Raw genomic sequence first — 3,956 nt, 5'->3', positions numbered from 1 at the left:
CTGCACGGCATGGCTCTCCTATCCCTACGGTCAATATTAACAGTACGACACCCGTCACGTCTCCGACGGTGTTCAAACGCGAAAAGAGGCGCGCACCGTCGGTTGTGGCTGAGTGTCCGTTCAGTAGGGGACACTCCGAACCACCTGTGACGGAACGTCGCCTGCGGAGTCCGGAGTCCCTGTGCCCACGTCGGGAATAAATTCCGACACAGAACCAGGTGGCCCTGTCCTCGACAAGCGAGGGGCGGGCAGCCCCGAGCGCGGTAGGGCAGGGGAGTTCACAGGACGCCCAGTCCCTCGATGGTCGCGTACAGCACGTCCCCGTAGGTCAGCCCCAGCGCCAGGCCCAGGAACATCGGCACGAGAAACGGAATGCCGGGCGTGATCCACACTTCCTCGTCGCTGGTCAGGACCGCGAGCCCTCCGCGCAACTGCTCTGGGGTCGTTCCGTACGCGCTCCCATCGATCTCTTCGAGGAACCGGTCCGCACCCCAGGGATCGGTGAACTCCGCTCCTTCTGGCGTGTCCTCGCCGTCGGCGTCTGCGGGCGGGTCACCGGCCGGGGCGTCGCCCTCCGCGGCCGGCCGTCCGCCGTCGGCCACGGTGATCGCTCCGTCGCCGGGCGGATTCGTCTCCGCCGGGATGCTCGTCGGGTCGCGGTACTCGTTGGGGTCGGCTCGCAACTCAGCGAAACTCGCGCCTCGCCAGGTCAGATACATCCGAAGCGCGTCCAGATCGAGTCCGCGTCGGGTGAATCCCTCGGGCGTCTGGAGCAGGCGGCCGTACTCCCCGGTAATCCGCCCGGTCGCGACCGGCCGGCCGATCACCATCGCCTTCGCCATGTGGCCGCCAGCGGCGTTCCGGAGCGTGAGCGCGACCGGGTAGAACAGTCCGACGACGACGGTGTTCGACAGAACCGTCATCGCGAACACGCCGAGCGTCGGGACGACGACAGGGAGCGCGAAGTCGGGGAACAGGTACGCCGGGAAGGTCGGGAAGAGGACCGCGAGCGTAATAAGCGCCTTGGCGTCGGCCCCGCCGAATCCGCCGATCCACCAGAACCCGTAGGAGAGCGGAATCACGAACCCGAGGCTGATCGTCACCCGCAGGAAGTACGCCCGCTCGTCGACGTAGCCGACCGTCGTTCCGGTCCAGACCTGCCAGGCTTCGAGTGCGAGCGCGACCACTGCGACGCCGAGCAGGGGCAACCACGTCCGATTGGGGACGCGTCGGGTCTTGATGTCCCGCCAGGCGGCCCAGCCGAGTACCGGTACGGCCACCAACCGGAGCAGATCCGGGACCGACGCCGTCACGAGACTAGTCGATACCACACCCGGGCACAGCGACGGCTAGGGCAAAGCGTTTGCGAACGACTCGAACCGGAAAATGTGCCGCGTCAGATGACGCGGTTCTGCAGGTAGTCGAGGTGCTTCGCGTTGTAGACGATCCGGACCTCGTCGGCGTCGGGGCTACCGATGCAGGTCAGACGGACGTTCTTGTCTTCGACTTCCTCGTCGCTGAGGATCTGCTGCATGTCCATATCGATCTCGCCGTTCACGACGATGGCGGCGCAGTTGGCACATGCGCCGGCGCGACAGGAGAACGGCCAGTCGTAGCCCTGTGACTCGGCCGCTTCGAGGATGTACTCGCCTTCGTTGACCTCCAGAGAGCCGTAGTCCTCGTCGTCGAGGTCGGCGTCGGCAGCCTTCTCGAACGTCTCGCCGTCGTACATGTCCCAACCGTGATCGTCCAATACTTCGTAATTAAGGTACTCTACCGTGGGCATCAATATGTGGTATGGTCCCCTGACTGTTAGACCTTGCTGTTTTCGGGCTTCCCCAATAAACAATCATTCTGAATCACTTTTAAATCCCGGTCAGAATACGGGGACGAACCGGAAGAGCAGATACGACGCGACCGTCGCGATGGCCGGAACGATGTTCTGCAACAGAAGCACCCGCCCGGTCGTCGCCGGTTCGAACAGGTCCGACGCCGCGGGCAGGTCGTCTGGCTCTTCTTCACCGATGGCTTTGTGCTCCGTCACGTCCGGCGTCCCGCCCTCGCCCCCCACCGTCGGTGCGTCGTCGGACTCGGCCGCCAGCGCACCCGTCGAGACGGCCGGTTGCTCGCCCCGGACCGCGTCGCCGATGGTCGCCGTTCGAGTCGCCCGGCCCCAGCCGAGGCCGACAATGCTCATCGTTGCGATGATGACGAAACTGGCCGGCACGCCCAGCGCCGATAGCGCCGTCACCAGCGTGGAACTGACCACGGCGACGACCAGCGCCGCCAGAATCGGCAGGTCCGTCAAGTCGTTGCCGACGGTGTCCATCGTCCGCCGGGCGATGGTGAACGCACCCAGCCCGATGGCCGCTCCGCCCAGGAGGACGCCATCGTAGAGCCCGAGGGCACCGCTACCGACCAGTGGCGCGACCGCGTTGGCGACGTTCGAGGCGCCCGCCGAAAACGCCATGTAACAGCCGATACCGACGACCAACACCGTTCCGAGGAACTCCCGACGGGTCGTCCCCGGTCCCAGCGCGGGCCACGGGAGCGTCCCGGACCGGTCCAGCGTGAGCAGAGCCCCCTCCGACTGCGAGATAGCGAACGATTCGACCAATCGCGGGTAGAAGTACCGCCCGATGACGCCACAGACCCAGAACGCGAGAACCGGAGCGAACAGCCACCACGAGACGATTTCGCCGATCTCGGCCCAGTTGAGGTTGCCCTGTGCCAGCCCGAGCCCGGCGATTGCACCCACCGCCGTCATCGACGTGGAGGCCGGCACGCCGACCACGTTCGAGAGAAAGAGTGCGAACCCAATAAAAAACAGAACGGCGATGGAGGCCGTCAGCGTGAACGCGTTCCGAGGGACGAGCTGTCCACCGAGTGTCCTGACGACTTCCGTCCCGACGGTGACACCCCCCAGCAGTGCGAACGCCGTCATCAGTACCGCTGCCCCGACCTTCGAGACCGTCCCCGCCCCGACCGCAGGGCCGAATGCGACACCCGTCGAGGACCCGCCGATATTGAACCCGACAAATACTGCCACGAGAAGCCCCACCAGCAGAAGAGCCGAGACCATACTCGAGTCTGTGTATGCTGTTGATTAAATAATGCCGCTTTCGACGACACCCGCCGCTCTCGGCAGGAAACTGTCGCTCGGCCGCCTGCGACCGACACGTTTTCTGCACTCGCCCGCGGAATCGGGCACATGTTTCCCGAGTTCGAGGTCGTCCCCGCTGTGGACATGCAGGACGGCGAGGTGGTCCAGCTCGTCGGCGGCGAGCGTGGCACCGGCACGGAGTACGGCGACCCCGTTGTGGCTGCCCGCCGCTGGGTCGATGCGGGCGCAGACACTCTCCATCTGGTCGACCTCGACGGTGCGTTCGAGGGCGAGCGACAGAACGCCCCCGCCGTCGACGCCATCCTCGAGGCTACGGATGTGACCGTGCAACTCGGTGGCGGCATCCGCACTGTCGCCGACGCAACCGACCTGCTCGACCGGGGCGTCGACCGCGTCATTCTCGGCACCGCGGCCGTCGAAACCCCCGAAATCGTCGCTGAAATAAGCGCCGAGTCCCCCGGCAGCGTGACGGTGAGTCTGGACGCGAAGGACGGCGAAGTCGTCGTCTCGGGCTGGACCGAAGGCACCGGCCTCGACCCGGCCGACGCCGCGGGCCGCTACGAGGACCGCGGCGCGGGTGCGATCCTGTTCACCGATGTGGACGTGGAAGGACAACTAGACGGGGTCCGGACCGACCCCGTCCGGCGGGTCGCCGAGGCCGTCGACATCCCCGTAATCGCCAGCGGCGGCGTCGCAACGCTGGCGGACGTGCGGGCACTCGAAGACGCGGGCGCGAGCGCCGTCGTCGTCGGGAGCGCGCTTTACCAGGGGCAGTTCACGCTGGACGAGGCGAGTGCCGCCGTCGAAGACTGAGCGTCTCTGGACCATCCGA

At 66.2% G+C, this 3,956-nt stretch carries 4 protein-coding genes; 1 reads left to right on the top strand and 3 read right to left on the bottom strand.

What is annotated here, in order from left to right; all coding sequences use genetic code 11:
* Positions 1-278 precede the first annotated feature (278 nt).
* From Q0964_RS01560 to Q0964_RS01550, 3 genes are all read right to left on the bottom strand, one after another.
* Positions 279-1,313, bottom strand: coding sequence for an A24 family peptidase (locus Q0964_RS01560; RefSeq protein ID WP_299262738.1), 1,035 nt, complete (start codon positions 1,311-1,313; stop codon positions 279-281).
* A gap of 83 nt (positions 1,314-1,396) precedes the next feature.
* Positions 1,397-1,786, bottom strand: a complete 390-nt coding sequence (fer, locus tag Q0964_RS01555; protein ID WP_299262736.1) for a ferredoxin Fer — start codon at positions 1,784-1,786, stop codon at positions 1,397-1,399.
* 90 nt (positions 1,787-1,876) lie between these two features.
* Positions 1,877-3,082 (bottom strand): inorganic phosphate transporter, encoded by a 1,206-nt coding sequence (locus Q0964_RS01550; protein ID WP_299262734.1) that lies wholly within the window; start codon positions 3,080-3,082, stop codon positions 1,877-1,879.
* A gap of 129 nt (positions 3,083-3,211) precedes the next feature.
* Between Q0964_RS01550 and hisA the strand changes: the two genes are divergently transcribed.
* Complete coding sequence (gene hisA / locus Q0964_RS01545) at positions 3,212-3,937, top strand: 1-(5-phosphoribosyl)-5-[(5-phosphoribosylamino)methylideneamino]imidazole-4-carboxamide isomerase (RefSeq protein ID WP_299262732.1); 726 nt, start codon at positions 3,212-3,214, stop codon at positions 3,935-3,937.
* Positions 3,938-3,956 lie beyond the last annotated feature (19 nt).

The organism is Halorientalis sp. (genome assembly GCF_028275115.1).
Classification (GTDB): Archaea; Halobacteriota; Halobacteria; order Halobacteriales; family Haloarculaceae; genus Halorientalis.
The sequence above is the reverse complement of the archived record's forward strand: the minus strand, read 5'-3'. Positions and strand labels throughout refer to the sequence as shown.